The sequence below is a fragment of the Corallococcus caeni genome, from assembly GCF_036245865.1.
Taxonomy (GTDB): Bacteria; Myxococcota; Myxococcia; order Myxococcales; family Myxococcaceae; genus Corallococcus; species Corallococcus caeni.
The window spans coordinates 525,272-539,001 of sequence record NZ_BTTW01000005.1 but is presented as its reverse complement, the minus strand read 5'-3'; the positions used below and the strand labels follow the sequence as shown (position 1 = coordinate 539,001).

Genomic DNA, 13,730 nt, shown 5'->3' with positions numbered 1-13,730 from the left:
CCGACGGCACCGAGCGCTTCTGTGCAGAAGGACCCTCAACATCACCGAAAAGGTGGGGTGAGCGACATCGCACTGCCGGGCAGGGTATCCTATAACTCGGTTTTTACCTGTTTGTCATGAAGTCATGGAGCCTACCTGACAGGACGGGAAGTTTTCGGCCGGCAGGACGCGGCGGGGCTGTCCGGCGGTGGACAGGGGCCTGGGGCCGCCGGGAACTCGGGCCTGGAATCAAGGGGTTGGAAGGGGTGGAGGTGCCTGTGAAATGGCCTTCCGGGCGCCGGGACGTTATGCAGCGCCCCCCTCCTCGCTTCCGGGTGTTGCACGGCATATGGCGTCTCTCGTCGAAGGTCTGAAGGTCCGCTACCTCCCGCAGCCCGAATGGGGCGTGGGGCATCTGGTGTCGCTGCAGGAGCAGGGGGCCAAGGCCCTCATCGCCTTCCCGTCCCGCGAGGATGCGCCGGTGCTGGTGTCCACGCGCGGCGGCGCGCTGGTGCCGTACCAGCTGCCGAAGGGCGAACCCATCCAGACGCCGAAGGGGCGCAAGGCCACCATCCTGGGCGAGGAGCCGGGCGCGCGCGGCCTGCGCCGCTACGTGGTGCGCTTCGAGGACACGGGCGAGGAGGACGAGCTGCCGGAGTCCGAGGTCCGCGCGCTGGCGCCGCGCTCCGACCTGCTGTCCACGCTGCGCGACGGGCGGGTGGGGGACGCGAAGGCGTTCATGCTGCGCAAGCAGGCGCTGGTGCTGGACGACGAGCGCCGGGGTGACGCGCTGGGCGCGCTGCTGGCCAGCCGGGTGATGGTGAAGCCGCACCAGGTGGGCGTGGTTCAGCGCGTGCTGTCCGCGCGCCGGCCGCGCTTCGTGCTGGCGGATGAAGTGGGCCTGGGCAAGACGATTGAAGCGGGCATGGTGTTCAGCGCGCTGCGGCTGGTGGGCCTGGCGCGCAGGTGCCTGGTGGTGGCGCCCAGCCACCTCACCGTGCAGTGGCTGGTGGAGCTGTTCCACAAGTTCAACCAGCTCTTCACGCTGATGGACTCGGACCGCTACGAGCAGTCGCTGAAGGAGGCGCCGGACGTCTCCCCGTGGGCGCGCTTCCCGCTGGTGGTGACCAGCCTGGAGCTGCTCAGCCGCACCCGCGAGCACCGCGAGGAGGTGGCGGCCGAGGACGCCTTCTGGGACCTGGTCATCATCGACGAGGCGCATCACCTGAAGGGCGAGAAGGCCTTCGCCGCCGCGAAGGGGCTGGCCGCGAACTCGTGGGGCCTGCTGCTGCTCACCGCCACGCCCATGCAGCTGGACCCGGCGGAGTACCACGGGCTGCTCACCCTCATCGACGCGGCGACCGCGCCGTCCGTGAAGGGCTTCGAGGCGCGGCTGCAGCGCCAGGAGGAGCTGTCCACCGCGGTGCGCGCGCTCATGGCGGGCAAGGACGCGAAGGCGGCCGTGGCCTCGCTGGCGAAGCGCTTCCCGGAGGACGCGCGGCTCCAGACGCTGAAGGAGAAGGAGGCGCTGCTCGCGCACCTGGCGGAGACGTACAGCCTGTCGGACCGGCTGGTGCGCAACCGGCGCGCGGTGGTGGGCGGCTTCTCCACGCGCAGGCTCCACCGGCACCCGGTGCAGCTCACGGCGGAGGAGCTGAAGGCGCGTGATACGGCGCTCGCCACGCTGGCGACGGGCACGCTCCGCGGCGCGCCGCTGGCCAACGTGCTCAGGCGCCTGGAGTCCAGCCCCGCGGCGTTCATGGGCGCGGTGAGGTCCAACCCGGCGCTGAAGGGCGCGGACCTCAAGCTGACCGGCCGCGACGCGAAGCTCGTCGCGTTCGTGGGCGTGCTGCGCGGCATCTGGAAGGCGGAGCCGCGCGCGAAGGTGCTCGTGTTCACGGAGAGCCGCGACACGCTGGAGTCGCTCCAGTCGGAGCTGTCGCGCGAGGGCGTGGAGGCGCTGGGCTACCACGGCGACCTGCCGCTCGTGGAGCGCGACCGGCAGGTGGCGCGCTTCCGCGACCCGGAAGGCCCCAAGGTGCTGCTGTGCACGGAGGTGGGCGGCGAGGGCCGCAACTTCCAGTTCGCGCACCACCTGGTCCACTACGACCTGCCGTGGAGCCCCTCCACCGTGGAGCAGAGAATCGGCCGCCTGGACCGCATCGGGCAGACGCACCCGGTGGAGATCCACGTCTTCGACCCCGCGGGCACGCTCGCGTCGGACGTGCTGATGCTGCTGGCGGATGCCGTGGGCGTCTTCGGTGAGACGGTGGGCGGCCTGGACGCGGTGCTGGAGGAGGTGGAGGACCGCATCGCGGACCTGGCCCTGCTGCCCCGCGAGGCGCGCGTCGAATACGCCGCGGAGTTGAAGGCCCGCGTGGAGGCGGCGCGCGAGCAGGTGAAGCGCGCGTACGACCCGCTCTTGGACGTGCGCAGCTTCGACAAGCCCGCCGTGGCCCGGCTGGTGGCGCGCGCGCAGGAGCGCATGGGCGAGGAGCCCCCGGAGCCCCCAGAGCTCGGAGACGAGGACTCCGACGAGGAGGCGCCGCCGCTGGAGGACGGGCTGTGGAGCGTGGCGCGCGACCTGGACGAGCGCCTGGAGGAGACGGTCACGGAGCTGGCGCGCCGCGTGGGCATCGGCGTGGACACCGACGAGCAGGTGGAGGCCTTCCAGGTGGCCTTCCAGTTCGGCCACGCGCTCAACGTCGAGGGCCTGCCCGGCATCGACGTGATGCAGGACCGCACCGTGCTGGGCACCTTCTGGCGCGACACCGCCGTGGAGGCGGAGGAGCTGGAGTACTTCGCCACCGGCCACCCGCTGGTGGAGGCGCTGTTCGGCTTCCTCAAGGACGGCCCCTACGGCCGCAGCGGCTTCCGCCACATCGAGAAGCGCGGCGTGAAGAAGCCCGCGCGCGGCCTGGAGCTGCTCTTCCACGTCCAGCTCCCGGAGCCCCAGGACACGACCCCCGGCGCCCGCGTGCCCAGCCGCCAGCTGGCGCGCTTCCTGGCGCGCACGCTGCTGCCCGTCGCCGTGGTGGACGGCCCCCAGGGCCCCGTGGCCGACCCCGCCGTGCTCCCCGCCCTGGAGGCGGACGGCAAGGCCCTGAAGGGGGACGAGGTCCACCAGGCCTTCCCCGGCTTCGGCGCCTTCGTGGACGCCGCGCTGCCCGTGGCCCAGGCCGCCGCCGAGGCGGAGCTGGCCCGGTCCGCGAAGAAGGCCCGGGCCGCCATCGAGGCGGAGCGCGACGCCGCCGCCAGCCGCCTGCGCCTCTCCCTCTCCCACCAGGGCCTGCCCCCGGAAGAGGTGGAGGCCCAGGTTGACGCGGAGCGCCATCACTATGAGCGCCTGCTGGGGGCGCTCACGGGGGCGAAGGTGGTGCTGGACGCCGCCTGCGGGTTCACCCTCAACAAGTGAGCCAAACAGTTGTGTCATAATGGAATCGGCCTTGTCGGCGTTCCGGCCATTTGACCGATTCCCCAATCATCGAGAATCTAGGAGGAAGGCAGCCTCCCCCCTATGGCCTTCCCCCGCCCCCAGCGTCGGCAGCACGAGTCCGGTCAGGCCGCCGTGGAAGCGGCGTTGTGCATGCCGCTGGTGGTGTTCATGGTGCTGGGCTCGCTGCAGCTCTTCATGCTGCTGCAGGGCCGCATCCTGGCGCAGGTGGCGGTGTACCGCGCGGTGCGCGCGGGCAGCCTCAACCACGGCAGCTGCGAGGCGATGACGCACGCGGCGCTGGTGACGATGCTGCCCACGGTGGAGCACACCCGGACGCCCGCGCAGCTGGCCGCCGCCTTTGAAGACCGCAAGCGCAACTACCTGCGTGTGCGCGGCTCCAAGGGCACGCTCTTCACCGAAGGGCCCATGGTCGAGATCGTCCGCGAGTCGCCGGACGTGGGCTGGGTGCGCAGCCTCGCGGGCGATGAAGATTTGATGTTCGACGCGCCCACGGACTCGGCGGCGGAGATGCAGCGGCGCACGCTCGAGATCCGCATGGTGGCCTGGTACTACATGCGCATCCCGTTCGCGGACTGGGTGATGAGCCGCATGTTCCTGGCCCAGTTCCACCTGAAGAACTACACGAACGCGAACCCGCTCAACCCGGCGCAGAAGGAGTCCGACTGGTGGGCGGACACCGACGTGGAGCTGGGGCCGGATGACTGGCCCGGTGGGGACCTGGGGGACCGGATGCTGCGCTGGAACGCGCAGGGCCACTACCTGTTCCCCATCCAGGTCCACGCGGCCATGCGGATGATGACCCCGGTGAAGGCGTCGAACTTCCAGGGAGGTGCCGGATGCAGCCTGCACGGCTTCTGAAGTCCGGCGCGCGCGGCCAGGCGCTGGTGCTGTTCTCGCTGACGTTCCTCCTGCTGACGTTGATGGTGCTGCTCACGCTGGGCTTCGGCATGCGCGCCAAGGAGCGCGTCGAAATCCAGATGGCCGCGGACGCGGCGGCCTACAGCCAGGCGGTGTCCACGGCGCGCACGTTCAACGCCATCGCGGTGATGAACCGCGCCCAGATTGCCCACATGGTGGCCATGGCGGGCACGCAGTCGATGATCAGCTACGGCAGCCAGATGTACGCCGCGCGGCAGACGTCCGCGTGCCCCATGCCCGCGCCCGCGTGGTCCGGCCTGGACGAGGCGGCGGCCATGCAGACGCTGTCGCTGCAGGGGCGCGCGGGGTCCATGTTCCGCGCGGAGCTGGCCATGTACAACCGGCTCATCGGCACGCACCTGGCGAACCAGGGCCTGACGAACCTCATCGCCAAGGAGGTCAACCCGGAGCTCTTCGCTCCGCCCGAGGGCGCCAACAAGTCGCTGGCGGAGGTGTCCGGCGGCGCGTCCGCCGGCTCCAGCTACGACGACCTGATGCAGCAGGAGAAGACCGGCACGGTGCCGGAGACCTCCGGCGCGGTGATGCCCACCGGCGGAGGCCAGGGCAACGCCACCCGCAACGCCACCATGGGCAGCCTGGGCTGGACCTGGGTGCACAACCGCCCGAGCGGCAGCGCGGGCTTCGGCTCTGGCGCGGCCGCGCACAACCCGGGCTTCCAGCACTACGCCAACGCGGGGGCGATGGACTCCTCCACCTACCAGACCATCTCCGGCCGCAACTCGTGGGCGCACGACCACGGCCGCGCCATCACGGAGACCTGCCCGGACGGCACCCCCATCACCGCCGCGGCGACGGACGCGTGGGTGATGTCCGACGAGAGGCAGTCCAACGAGGACCAGCACGTCTACGGCGCGAACAAGCCGCCCCCCGGCCAGGGCGCGGAGAACAACACCACCGTGGACGAGCGCCACACGCTGGGCGCCTGCGTGGTGTGCCCCGGCATCTGGCCCTACTCGGTGGGCTTCAACGCGGCGCTCCTGCACGGCAACGCGGACGAGAACGACTACGGCCAGCCCAAGCTGTACGCGATGCTCCTGCGCGACTACGCCAGCGACTCGCGCCGCGCGAGGCCGGATCCGTGGAACCTGCTGTTCACGTTCAAGTTCGCGAACCAGGAGACGGAGTTCGACAACGCCGCGCCGCTGGGCCGCATCCAGCCCACGGGCCGCGAGGACGTGCAGCGCAACCAGGTGGCGCTGGCCGCGGGGCTCGCCTACTACCACCGGCCCCGGCCGGCGGCGGCGGGCGGAGGCTGGGAGGAGCCGCCCAACTTCCTCAACCCCTTCTGGCGCGCGACGCTGGTGAGCACCGAGGGCGCCCGCGACGACAAGCCCGCGCGCAGCCTGGAGCAGGCGGGCTTCTCCGAGCACGCGGACGCGCTGCGCCGGCTGGACAGCGCCGGCTACCGGGGCGGCAGCAGCACGGGCGGGAGGTACTGATGCGCGCGCGCGCTTCCAGGTCACGCCGGGGACAGGCGCTCGTCGAGACGGCGCTGGGGTCCATGGTGTTCGTCACCATCCTCATGTTCGGCATCTACTTCGCGGAGGTGGGCGCGCTGACGCTCAAGGTGCAGGAGGCCGCCAACTTCGCGCTGTGGGAGTCCACCGGGCACGTGATGCACAACCCGGAGAACGGCATCTTCCAGCGCTCGAACGCGGAGGCGCTGGCGTCCTCGGAGGCGTCCGGGCGCTACCAGGACTTCGACGGCCGGGCCAGCCAGACGAGCGGCAGGATGACCTTCCAGCTGGCCATCGCGCGCGCCACGCGGGTGCAGGTGGACTGCGAGCCCACGCGGCCCGCGGGCAGCCCCGTGGACATCCTGGGCACCCGCCCGGTGGACGCGGATCCGGGCTCGGCGGCGCTGGGGCTGGCCATGAACACCCAGTCCGACGGCATCTCCTGCAATGCGTTCACCTCCCTGCGCGCGGAGCGGCTGGGCACGTTCATGGAGCCGGAGTTCTTCAAGGTGTCGCACCGGCTGGCCAGCGACCAGTTCCGCGTGTGCGCCGCCGGGCGCGCGTCCGGCGGGCGCTGCACCCGGCGCTTCTTCATGCTGCTGGACGACTGGGGCCTGTCGGGCGTGGCGGAAGGGCGCGAGTGCCCGCTCAGCACCAACACCGGCGGGCCGTGCGCGAACGTGGACTACTACGGCTGGGCCGAAAGCGTGTACCGCGAGAACGGCGGCGGCGGGAGCGCCGGCAGCGCGCTGATGGCGGGCGTGGGCGCGACGGGCGGCGTGAACGAGGACCAGTTCTTCATGAGCTTCCGCGGCGCGGAGAGCAACTACGAGCAGAGCATCGGCGCGTCGCACGCGGGCAACCAGACCGTCTGGGAGACGACCCCCTTCGTGGCGCCCAACGTCTCCCCCAACTACCGGAGCGACGGCCGGCGCAACAAGTGGCTGGGAGGCGTGCCGCATTGAGCGGGGCGGGGGGCCGCGGGCGCGTGGCGGCCGGAGCGCTGGCGCTGATGCTGTCGCTGTCCGCCTGGGCCCAGGCCCCGGATGCGGGCGTGCCGGACGCGGGCGCGCAAGCGGCGCCGCGCTTCGCGTGGCCCCAGCTCCAGGTCATCGCGCACGTGGAGTCCAGCGACATCGTGGAGGCGGGCGGCATCCCCGTGGCGCTGCGCGCGGTGCACGTGAAGGAGAACATCCGCGAACTGGTGCAGCGCTTCGCGGATGCGTTCCGCGACGGCGGGCTCTACGTGCCGCCCGGCAAGGAGCAGGCGCAGTACGCGAACAACGCGGCCATGCTCACCGCGTTGGATCCAAAGCGCCGCATCACCTACACCGTGGTGATGATGCCGCAGCCGGACGGCACCACCACGCTTTACCTGGGGGAGGCCAACCACGCGCTGGCGCGTCCGCCGGAAGCGGCGGGGGACTTCGCGCCGCTGCCGCCGCGGGCCAACGGCGTGCTGCGCGTCAACGCGGAAGGCTCGCGCACGCTCACCTTCGAGGTGCCTCTCACGGGCCAGGAGGTCCAGGCCTTCTACGATGACGCGCTGGCGAAGGCCGGTTGGAAGCGCGGCGACGAGGCCGGCCTGTACTCGCGGCCCGGCGCGGAGCTGCGGCTCACGCACCAGCCCGGCAAGGGCGGGCAGCGCGGCGTGGTGCTCATCTATCAGCAGCGCGCGCGCTGAGTTGCTCAAGCGCGCGGGGCAGCAGCGCGCACGTTGATCAGGCGCGCGGGGCAGCAGCGCGCTGAGTTGATCAGGCGCGCAGCTTCTCGCGCAGCGCCTTGGCGCGGCCCTGCATGTCGGGGTCCAGGCCGGTGAGCTCGATGGACTTCAGCCGCTGGTCCAGGCTCTTGGGCAGCTTCTTCTGGAGCGTGCCCGCCTCCTGGAGCGACTCCAGCTTCGCCAGCGCCTTGTCCACGATGCGCTCGCGCGGGTGGTCCAGCAGGCTGTCGAGGAAGTACGCGTCCTCGGGCAGGTCCGGATACTTCTCCAGGTAGTCCACCACGCCCTTCACCCAGTCCGCGCGCGTCTCCGACTCCTGCACCTTTCGCAGCGCGTCCTTCTGGGCCTTGCGCTTGCCCTCGGGGTCGAAGGTCTTCGCCAGGCCCTCGGGCAGCTCGCCGCCGGTGAAGAGGGCGTCCGCGGCCGTCTTGTATTTCTGGTAGCTGGCGCTGCGCTCCAGCTTCTGCTGCGCCGGGTCGTCCTGGCGCGAGTGGTACTTGCTCTTGCCGCGCTGCGCGTCCAGCTCGCGGTAGGACTTGTTGCGCTTGCCGGTGAAGCCACCACCGTCGTTGTCGTCTCGGGCCATCTTCATCTCCCCTTGCGGGCGCGCCACAGCGCCGCCAGTCCCCGCCGGACGAGGGTGCGCACCTGCGCCAGCTCCTCGGGGGCGAGGGGGTGCTCCTCGTCCTGCTCCGCCTCGAACAGCGCTTCCGTCACGTAGTCCTGGAGGGTGTCCGGCGCGGGCGGCGCATCCGGTTCCCTGTCCAGGGCCCTGGCCTCCACGGCCGTAAGCCCCGGCGGCCAGCCCAGCTCCAGCATGGCGTGCAGCTCGAAGAGCAGGTGGCGGGCGACCCCATAACCTTCGTCCGTGAGGCCAGCGGCGTCAAGCGCACCCAGCAAGCTGTCCTGACGGTTCTCGTAGGCGTGCATCAGCCGCGTGCGCGCCTTGTCGTCGTCCTCCAGGTAACGCCAGGCGGCCTCCACGAATTCGCTGGAGGGCTCACCGGGGTGGAAGGGCGCGGGCGGCTGCAGCCGCTCCTTCTTCGGGCGCGGCGGGCGGGGGCCGTCGTCCAGCCGCACCTCCTTGCCCTCCAGCACCAGGTCCCAGAGGCCCAGCAGGTTCTGGTACAGGCGGCGCGCCAGCTCCGCGTCCCGGAAGCGGGGCTCCCCCGCGAAGAGGGTGGGAATCACCTCGCTGGAGTCGGCGCCGTCGGCACGCGCCTCGCGCATGCGCTCGAGCACGTCGGCGGTGTCGCAGGGACTGCCGGCCAGCTCCAGCAGTCCGTCGAGCGTCTGTGCACCCTCGAACTGGCGGACGAAGTCGGGGGCTCGGTTCTTGGAGCGGCTCATCGTGAGGTGGACGGTAGGCACAAGGCGGGCATCCGCGCACGGGGCATTCACGCCTGGACGGCGCGGCTTCCGTTTCGGGCGCCGCGCCCCTACTCTGCGGCAGTCATGGCCGTGGAACCTTCGTCCGACCCCTTGAAGTCCGCGATGCAGGAACTCTATCGCGCGCGCGCGGTGGAGGGTCCCCTGGGGGAGAACGGCCTGCGCACCGTCTGGCACCTGTCTCCCCAGGGCGCGGAGTTGATGTCGCTGGTGGACGAGGACGGCCGGGTGCGCCGCCAGGAGCTCACGCTGCTGGACGAGCACTGCATCTGGGCCAGCGGCCAGGGCGTGCGCACGGGCCGCGTGGAGTCAGGCGAGGCGCGCCCCGTGTCCACGGAGGTGCGCGCGGACCCGGAGCTGGTGCCGCAGCGGCTGGTGCGTGCCGCGCAGGCGCTCGCCACCTACGAGGGGCAGGACCGTTACATCCTGCACATGCAGCGCGTGCTGGCGCTGGCGCGCGAGGGGCTGGAGATGTCCAGCGTCATGTCGCCGGAGCTGATGGGCCGGGGCCCTGGCGCGACGCGGGACACCGGGCCCACGCGGACCGTGACCTTCACGCCGGTGGCGCCGCCGCCGCGGGAAGTGATTCCCGCCGCCGCGCCGGAGGAGCCCGTGCCGGAAGCGGCGCCCGAGCCGGAGCACGTGCTGCCGCGGCACGGCCAGCCGCTGCCCAACGAGGTCCTGCCTCCCGTGGTGCGCCGCTCGGAGGGGCTGGTGATGGTGGCCGTCTTCGGCTTCGCCTTCGTGGTGGGGCTCATCATGCTGTACGTGCTGACGCGGGGAAGCTGAGGCGCACGGGCGAGTGCTCGCCCATCAGGTGCGTCACGTCCGCGTCGGTGGGGACGCGGCCGGACGTGCGGCGCCCGGCGGTGACGCGCTCCGGGCCCAGCGTCGTGTGCAGCGGATGCGCGTCCAGCACCAGCAGGACGGCCACCGCGGCGCTGAGCACCAGGCCGCCCACCCACTCCAGCGCGCGCGCGCGCCGGGCCTCCCGCGCGCGGTACGTCATCAGCCAGGTGAAGCCCAGCACCAGCAGGCAGGAGAAGCAGCTCCAGCGCACCGTGCGCAGCCGCGCCGCCTGCGCCATGCCCTCCGCCATCAGGTCCGGGCGCAGCGCGCCGGGGGCCCGCGACAGCCGCGACAGCAGCGTGAAGAGCTGGTGCGCCTCCAGCGTGCCCACCACCGCCATGCCCGCCAGCGCCGCTGACACCAGGCTGCCCAGCAGCAGGCTGCGGCGCGTGCTGGCGTCCTGACCCGCGCTCGCGCGGCTGAAGCGGGCCACGCCCAGCGCCACCGACAGCGCGCTCAGCAGCACCGCGCTCGTCCAGGCGCCGAGCAGCCGGGGCGCCATCGCCTTGCCCATCCCCGCCGTGAGCGCGACGCCCGCGTCGGTGGCGGACACCAGCGGCAGCGCCGCCTGCATCCGCTCCAGCAGCACCTCCGTGCCCAGCAGGCCCAGCGTCCAGGGCACCGTCGCCATGCCCACCATGACCGCCAGCGGCACCATCCGGCCCAGCAGCGTGGAGCCCGCCGCGAAGGTGAGCAGCGGCACCTCCACCAGCAGCGTCAGCCCGAGCAGCACCGCGAAGGGCCCCGCGGAGGCCACCACGCTCAACAGGCCGGAGGGACTGCCCAGCAGCGCTGGCAACGTGCCCCCCAACACGCACACCGTGGCGGGAACGGCCAGCGCCACGACGAACAGTCCGGGCGCGACGTGGGGTCTCACTGGAACAAGCATTTCCAGTAAGAATAGGGTGTCGTCGATTCCTGGTAATTCAGACGGGGGGACGACCCACGAGCCAGTACACGACAGAGCAGACGGCGCCGGCCACGGGAGCCAGCACGATTCCCCAGAGGAGTGTCTGGCCGCAGTCAGGACCCTCGCAGCCGATGCGGCCGTAGGCGAGCACGCCGCCCGCGAGCATGGGCACGTGCATGCCGGCGATGAAGAGGCCCAGGCCGCGCAGCACGAGCCCCCGGTACCAGGGCCGCGTCCACAGCCGGAAGACGAGCGGCACGAGGACGAGGGTGCCGGTGAAGGCCGCGGCCAGCGCGAAGTGACGGGCGGCCACCGCGACGCAGGCGCCCGCGGCCAGCAGCAGGGCGGGCGCCAGCAGCAGCGCGTTGAGGGACAGCGGCTCTCGTTCGCGGGGCGGCGGCGTCGGAGGCATGGGCCAGGGCGGAAGGCTCGCAGGGCGTGCTCGGCCGCGCAAGGCCAGGCTTGGGATGCGCCCGGTCGGCGGACACCGGCCCCGGGTCGGAGTGCATGGCCCTCCCGGGCCGGCCCCTCGCGCCCGACGGGTTCAGGCGGCGACGGCGCCTTCGCCCAGCAGCCGCGCGTAGCGGCCGCGCAGCGCGAGCAGCTGTTCGTGCGTGCCGGCCTCCACCACCTGGCCTCCCTCCACCACGGCGATGAGGTCCGCGTCGCGCACGGTGCTGAGCCGGTGCGCGATGACCAGCACCGTGCGGCCCTTCATCAGCGCCGCGAGCCCCGCGCCCACCGCCGCTTCACTGGTGGCGTCCAGGGCGCTCGTGGGCTCATCCAGCAGCAGCAGGGAGGGGCGGCACAGGAAGGCGCGCGCCAGGGCCAGCCGCTGCCGTTGTCCGCCGGACAGGCGGCTGCCCCGCTCGCCCACGGGTTCATCCAGGCCGCCGGGCAGCGCGCGCACGAAGTCCTCCGCGTGCGCCAGCCGCAGCGCTTCCCACAGCGCGTCATCCGGTGCGTCCGGCTGCCCCAGGCGCAGGTTGTGGCGCACGGTGCCGGAGAAGAGCACCGGCTCCTGCGGCACCCACGCCACCTGGCCGCGCACGCTGGAGGCCTTCAGCGACGACAGCGGCAGGCCGTCCCACCTCACCTCGCCGCCGCTCGGGGGCAGGAAGCCCAGGAGCACGGAGAACAGCGTCGTCTTGCCCGCGCCGGACGGGCCCACCAGCGCCACGCGCGAGCCCGCGGGAATCGTCAGGTCCACGCTCTTGAGCGCTTCGCGTCCGTCCGCGTAGGTGGCGCGCACGCCGGACAGCTCCAGGGCGCGCGACAGGGGCGGAGCCTCCGCGCCCACGTCCGGCGGCACCGGCGCGTCCGCGAGCGCGAAGAGCCGCTCCGCCGCCGCCAGCCCCGTGAGCACCTGGGACAGCGTGCCGCTCAGCGACTTCACCGGCTGGTAGAGCAGCAGCGCCGCCGCCATGAAGGACAGGAGCCGCCCGGCGAGCGACGGATCCATGGAGACCGCGCGGGCGCCCCACGCCACCGCCGCCGCCACGCCCACGATGCCCAGCAGCTCCACCGTCGGGCTGAACGCGCCGCGGATGAAGAGCGAGCGGCGCATCTCGTTCAGGTACGCCTCCGCCTCCTGGTCGAAGGACTCCAGCGCGCGCGGCACCGTCCCGTACGCCTGCACCACGGGGAGGTTCTGGAGCTGCTCGGCGGTGATGGCGCTGAGCGCGCCCAGGTTCGCCTGCGAGCGGGTCGCCACCTTCTTGAGCGAGCGCGCGAAGCGGTTGACCGGCAGCACGGTCACGGGCACGACGACGAAGGTGAAGAGAAAAAGCTTCGCGTCGATGAGGAAGCAGGTCGCCAGCAATGAGCAGATCTGCAGCCCATCCCTTACGTACGATGACAGCGCCTGGGTGACGGAGAACTCCACCAGGGGTACGTCCGAGGTGAACCGGGAGACAAGTTCTCCCGAGTGCCGCTGCTCGAAGAAAGAAGGCGGCTGGGCGAGCAGGCGGCCGTAGAGAAAGCCTCTCAGGTCGGCCATCACGCGCTGGCCCAACCGCTGCATCAGGCCCCCCTGGAGGAACTGGGCGGTGGCCTTCACCACCGCCACCGCGACGACCAGCAGGGGCAGCCGGGACAGCAGGGCCTCCGGCGACAGGGTCATCCCCGCGACGGTGACGGGGGCGCCGGTGAGGACGGCGCGCAGCAGGGGCCCGACGATCCAGGCGTACGCGGCGGTAGCGGCGGCGCCAGCGAGCGAGGCCAGCGTGCCCGCCAGCAGCAACCGGCGATACGGGCTCAGGTAGCCCAGGAGCCGGCGATAGACGTGCGCGGAGGGACGGGGTGCCACGGAGGGGGCGCACTCTGTCACCGAGGCGACGGTGGCGTCCAAGCCAAAGGGACGTGGGTCGTAGGCGTGCATGGCCGCCTGCCCCACGGCCGGTCAGGGAGCGCTCGCGCCCGCCTGCGTTGCCGCATCCCACACATGCGGACAGCTTGAGAGGCGCCATGGAAACCAACTCCGAGAAAGAAGTCCTGTTCAATCCCGGCTGCGAGTCGGTCGTGGATGACGAAGAGCGCCGCCGTCTGCTCTGGCTGATGGCCGAGTATTTCCGCACCATCGGTTACTCGGACATCAAAGCCCGGCTCCCTGGCTTCATGCCGCCGCCCGTACTCTCCGGCACCATCGAGGATCACCGGCCGGACTTCACCTGTCGTCAGTCCGACTCCGCCCGGACGCCCATCATCCTGGAGATCGTCACCCCGGGCATGGTGGATGATCCCACCGCGGAGAACCGCTGGAGCCTGCTGGCGAGCGCCGCGAAGCTCTACAACGCGGAGCTGCACTTCGTGGTCCCCAAGTGGTCCATCAACGGCCCCGTGGACCCGGCCCTCAAGCGCCGGCTCGCCCGCATGGAGCTGACCGTGAACCGCGTCTGGACCGTGTAGCCCCGAAGCGCTCCCGTCACATGGGTTGGACCGGCCTGGATTGCTGGTGGGTTTCGCTGCGTTATAGTGACTCCGATTCTCTACGCAGCTTGAAAACGCCAGCAAATTCCAGGGGTTCGA

12 protein-coding genes are annotated in these 13,730 nt (G+C 71.8%); 7 read left to right on the top strand and 5 right to left on the bottom strand.

Annotated elements, in window-relative coordinates:
• Positions 1-328: 328 nt before the first annotated feature.
• The 5 genes from AABA78_RS23515 to AABA78_RS23495 all read left to right on the top strand — a co-directional run bounded on the left by AABA78_RS23515 (position 329) and on the right by AABA78_RS23495 (position 7,516).
• Positions 329-3,394, top strand: coding sequence for a helicase-related protein (locus tag AABA78_RS23515; RefSeq protein WP_338265969.1), 3,066 nt, complete (start codon positions 329-331; stop codon positions 3,392-3,394).
• Between the two features lie 102 nt (positions 3,395-3,496).
• On the top strand, positions 3,497-4,294 hold the full coding sequence (locus AABA78_RS23510) for a TadE/TadG family type IV pilus assembly protein (RefSeq protein WP_171411879.1): 798 nt from the start codon (positions 3,497-3,499) through the stop codon (positions 4,292-4,294).
• On the top strand, positions 4,273-5,814 hold the full coding sequence (locus tag AABA78_RS23505) for a pilus assembly protein (RefSeq protein WP_338265966.1): 1,542 nt from the start codon (positions 4,273-4,275) through the stop codon (positions 5,812-5,814). Before AABA78_RS23510 ends, AABA78_RS23505 begins: the two co-directional genes overlap by 22 nt.
• Positions 5,814-6,797 carry a hypothetical protein gene (locus AABA78_RS23500; RefSeq protein WP_338265964.1) on the top strand — a complete coding sequence of 328 codons (984 nt, stop codon included), beginning with the start codon at positions 5,814-5,816 and terminating at the stop codon, positions 6,795-6,797. Before AABA78_RS23505 ends, AABA78_RS23500 begins: the two co-directional genes overlap by 1 nt.
• Positions 6,798-6,820: 23 nt before the next feature.
• A complete protein-coding gene (locus AABA78_RS23495) occupies positions 6,821-7,516 on the top strand; it encodes a hypothetical protein (protein ID WP_338265961.1) in 696 nt (231 codons plus the stop codon).
• 70 nt (positions 7,517-7,586) lie between these two features.
• Here AABA78_RS23495 and AABA78_RS23490 read toward each other — a convergent pair whose 3' ends face one another.
• Entirely contained in the window at positions 7,587-8,141 is a 555-nt protein-coding gene (locus tag AABA78_RS23490; protein WP_171411874.1) for a hypothetical protein, read from the bottom strand.
• 2 nt (positions 8,142-8,143) lie between these two features.
• Positions 8,144-8,905 carry a hypothetical protein gene (locus AABA78_RS23485; protein WP_338266242.1) on the bottom strand — a complete coding sequence of 254 codons (762 nt, stop codon included), beginning with the start codon at positions 8,903-8,905 and terminating at the stop codon, positions 8,144-8,146.
• 144 nt (positions 8,906-9,049) lie between these two features.
• Here AABA78_RS23485 and AABA78_RS23480 point away from each other — a divergent pair, with 144 nt between their 5' ends.
• Entirely contained in the window at positions 9,050-9,733 is a 684-nt protein-coding gene (locus AABA78_RS23480; RefSeq protein ID WP_338265959.1) for a hypothetical protein, read from the top strand.
• Here the strand turns inward: AABA78_RS23480 and AABA78_RS23475 are convergent.
• From AABA78_RS23475 to AABA78_RS23465, 3 genes are all read right to left on the bottom strand, one after another.
• On the bottom strand, positions 9,702-10,670 hold the full coding sequence (locus AABA78_RS23475) for a hypothetical protein (RefSeq protein WP_338265957.1): 969 nt from the start codon (positions 10,668-10,670) through the stop codon (positions 9,702-9,704). The two genes, AABA78_RS23480 and AABA78_RS23475, sit on opposite strands and share 32 nt — an antisense overlap.
• A 49-nt stretch (positions 10,671-10,719) precedes the next feature.
• Complete coding sequence (locus AABA78_RS23470; RefSeq protein ID WP_171411871.1) at positions 10,720-11,115, bottom strand: hypothetical protein; 396 nt, start codon at positions 11,113-11,115, stop codon at positions 10,720-10,722.
• Between the two features lie 132 nt (positions 11,116-11,247).
• The gene (locus AABA78_RS23465; RefSeq protein ID WP_338265955.1) at positions 11,248-13,011 is read right to left on the bottom strand and encodes an ABC transporter ATP-binding protein; all 1,764 of its coding nucleotides are present in this window, start codon (positions 13,009-13,011) and stop codon (positions 11,248-11,250) included.
• Positions 13,012-13,169: 158 nt separating this feature from the next.
• Between AABA78_RS23465 and AABA78_RS23460 the strand changes: the two genes are divergently transcribed.
• Positions 13,170-13,610 carry a hypothetical protein gene (locus AABA78_RS23460; protein WP_120523638.1) on the top strand — a complete coding sequence of 147 codons (441 nt, stop codon included), beginning with the start codon at positions 13,170-13,172 and terminating at the stop codon, positions 13,608-13,610.
• Positions 13,611-13,730 lie beyond the last annotated feature (120 nt).

Bases quoted from the DNA above. Each gene is read 5' to 3' on its own strand.
- AABA78_RS23515 (WP_338265969.1), top strand. From the start codon at position 329: ATGGCGTCTCTCGTCGAAGGTCTGAAGGTCCGCTACCTCCCGCAGCCC.
- AABA78_RS23510 (WP_171411879.1), top strand. From the start codon at position 3,497: ATGGCCTTCCCCCGCCCCCAGCGTCGGCAGCACGAGTCCGGTCAGGCC.
- AABA78_RS23505 (WP_338265966.1), top strand. From the start codon at position 4,273: ATGCAGCCTGCACGGCTTCTGAAGTCCGGCGCGCGCGGCCAGGCGCTG.
- AABA78_RS23500 (WP_338265964.1), top strand. From the start codon at position 5,814: ATGCGCGCGCGCGCTTCCAGGTCACGCCGGGGACAGGCGCTCGTCGAG.
- AABA78_RS23490 (WP_171411874.1), bottom strand. From the start codon at position 8,141: ATGGCCCGAGACGACAACGACGGTGGTGGCTTCACCGGCAAGCGCAAC.
- AABA78_RS23485 (WP_338266242.1), bottom strand. From the start codon at position 8,905: ATGAGCCGCTCCAAGAACCGAGCCCCCGACTTCGTCCGCCAGTTCGAG.
- AABA78_RS23480 (WP_338265959.1), top strand. From the start codon at position 9,050: ATGCAGGAACTCTATCGCGCGCGCGCGGTGGAGGGTCCCCTGGGGGAG.
- AABA78_RS23470 (WP_171411871.1), bottom strand. From the start codon at position 11,115: ATGCCTCCGACGCCGCCGCCCCGCGAACGAGAGCCGCTGTCCCTCAAC.
- AABA78_RS23460 (WP_120523638.1), top strand. From the start codon at position 13,170: ATGGAAACCAACTCCGAGAAAGAAGTCCTGTTCAATCCCGGCTGCGAG.